General features: G+C 40.2%; 2 protein-coding genes. Both read left to right on the forward strand.

Translation table 11 applies throughout. The features are described 5' to 3' along the window. The first annotated feature begins 320 nt into the window (after positions 1–320). A complete protein-coding gene (locus tag QZT73_RS02305) occupies positions 321–1535 on the forward strand; it encodes a porin (protein WP_291784894.1) in 1215 nt (404 codons plus the stop codon). 469 nt (positions 1536–2004) lie between these two features. After that, positions 2005–2919: porphobilinogen synthase (gene hemB, locus QZT73_RS02310; protein ID WP_291786415.1), on the forward strand; the 915-nt coding region annotated here is incomplete at its 3' end.

A 2919-nucleotide genomic window follows, 5' to 3' on the forward strand; every position in this document is an offset into this window, starting at 1 on the left:
CATACTTTTGATGAGGCAAGTATTGAGATGATCAGTGCACTTTTTTGAGAAAAATTAAGGGTTTTTACTTAACATTTTTTTAAGGATTTTTTAACATTAGAAATTGCTTAACATTTCCTTAATATACCCTTTTGGATCATTTTGAAGGTGTTTTTTATGAAAAATTACTTTGAGACGGCACCGAACTTCCTATGTTAAGAAAACTTATGAATTAGTAGTTAACAAATTGATAATATCTGCATCATTATAAAGAAATATTGTTGCTGCTATTTTGTATCGCTGTACAATAAGTATTTCATACTTAAAAAAATATTTCTTCCATGCGGATAAAATTCGCTCTCGCATTCATCATCTTGATGATTGCTTTCGTTGACGTTTTTGCAAGGGATGTTGACGGAGACACTTTAGAAAGCAATGTGGTGGTTAATCCTCTGCCAAAAAAGCAATGGTATGAGACCATTCAATTGCGCGGCTATGCACAGATGCGCTACAATGGTCTCTTTGAAACCAATCCTGACCTCCAATGTGCCCAATGTGACAGGTCATGGGGCGGGGATGGTGGAGGATTTTTCTTCAGGCGGATAAGGATGATTTTTTCTGGGCAGATACATGAACGGATCTTTATGTACATTCAGCCCGACTTGGCCTCTGGAGGTTCAAATTTTGCGCAAATCAGAGATGCCTACTTTGATCTGGGCTTGGATGCCAAGCAGGAGTTTCGTTTGAGAATTGGTCAATCTAAAGTACCTTTTGGTTTTGAAAACCTCCAGTCCAGTCAAAATAGACTTCCGTTGGACAGGAATGATGGTTTAAACTCAGCGGTACTGAATGAACGGGATTTGGGTGTGTTTTTCTATTATGCCCCTTCTGAAATCCGTAAGCGTTTCAGTTACCTAGTGTCCTCAGGATTGAAAGGATCAGGTGATTACGGGGTTTTTGGTCTCGGATTATACAATGGGCAGACTGCCAATTTACCAGAGCGCAATAAAAACTTTCATATCGTCAGTAGGGCTTCTTATCCTTGGGAATTGCCTTCAGGACAGATTATTGAGACTTCTTTTCAGGCCTATACAGGTAAATTTGTAATCAATAGAAATCCCCAAACAGATTTTGATCAAACGGAATTTGAGGAATTCAGATATGGTCCTTCTTTGATCATTTATCCACAGCCCTTTGGTCTTCAAGCGGAGTTCAACTGGGGTAGGGGACCGGAATATGATCCGGTAACCAATGATGTGGTAGATGCTCCACTTAGGGGAGGTTATGTATTGGCCAATTATTTTATTCAAAAAGGGAAAGATATTTTTATACCATTTTCCAGGTATCATTACTATAAAGGCGGTAAAAAGTTTGAGCTCGACGCTACCCGGCATAGAGTAAATGAATTGGAAATAGGTGTGGAATGGCAGCCCAATAAAAACTTTGAGTTAGTGGCCATGTATACCATTTCAGATAGGACCTTTGAAAACTCGCTCAATCCCAATAACAGACAACAAGGAAGTCTTTTGAGGCTTCAGGCGCAGGTCAATTTCTAAAGCATTATAAAGTTTAGTCTATATATTGATAAAGCAGGCTTCTTTTGGAGCCTGTTTTTTTTAGAAGCAAGAGTCAAGAGCCAAGGCAAAAGTAAAAAGGCAAAAGAAGGGAATGGGTATGTAAAATGAGGAATTAAGAATAGTCTTGCCTGCAGCAAGTAGGAGCAAGAGATGAGAAGCGAGATAAAAGACACAAGATACAAGACTCAAGACATAAGACTCAAAAAGGGGTGGGACACCTAGAATGAGGAATTAAGAAGAGCTGAACTGTCGGTAACAAAAGAATAAAAAAATGTCAACTAAAATCAGGATATTACACAAGGAAAACAAAGATGGTGATTGTAAGATGGATTTATGAAAAATAAAGCAAAGTCTGGGCAGAAGGCAGTAAACAGACTTCCATAAAATCCAATTTACGATTTCAAGTCTTGGTGATTCGACTTACCTTTGTGCAGTAAAAAACACTGTTATGCTGAGAAGACCAAGAAGAAACAGGAAATCGCAAGGAATACGGGATATGGTGGAAGAGACCAGGTTGTCGGTAAAGGACTTTATATTCCCTTTATTTTTGATTGATGGGATCAACCAGAAAGTTGAGGTGGCTTCCATGCCTGGGATTTATAGACTTTCCTTGGATTTGATGTTGCAGGAGATTGAGGAATGCTTGGCGCTAGGCATCAAGGCCTTTGATATTTTTCCGGCCTATCCAGAGGTTAAGAAGGATAAGTTTGCCACTGAGAGTTATAATCCCGATACTTTTTATCTGAAAGCCATTCACAAAATCAAATCTACTTTTCCTGAAGCAGTGGTGATGACAGATGTAGCCATGGACCCCTACAGTTCAGATGGGCATGATGGTTTGGTGAAGGATGGAAAGATATTGAATGACGAGACTTTGGAAATCTTGGGTAAAATGTCTTTGGCCCAGGCCCAGGCGGGAGCGGATATACTTGGCCCATCTGACATGATGGACGGAAGAGTGGGGTATATCAGGAGTGTTTTGGATGAAAATGGCTATACCGATGTTTCTATCATGTCCTATACCGCCAAATATGCCTCTGCTTTTTATGGTCCTTTCAGAGATGCTTTGGACTCTGCACCTAAAATGGGGGATAAAAAGACCTACCAAATGGATCCAGCCAATTATTATGAAGCCTTGATTGAAGCGGATTTAGATACAGAGGAAGGCGCAGATTTTTTGATGGTAAAGCCGGCTTTAGCCTATTTAGATGTCATCCGCTTATTGAAAGATAATTCCAATCTTCCGATTGCCGCCTACAATGTCAGTGGAGAATATGCCATGATCAAAGCTTCCGCACAAAGGGGTTGGCTGGATGGAGAGCGGGCCATGCTTGAATCCTTACTCAGTATCAAGCGCGCTGGA

Source organism: Cecembia sp., from assembly GCF_007126775.1.
Classification (GTDB): Bacteria; Bacteroidota; Bacteroidia; order Cytophagales; family Cyclobacteriaceae; genus Cecembia.

Excerpts from the sequence above, each read along its gene's own strand:
- QZT73_RS02305 (WP_291784894.1), top strand. The coding sequence starts at position 321 with ATGCGGATAAAATTCGCTCTCGCATTCATCATCTTGATGATTGCTTTC.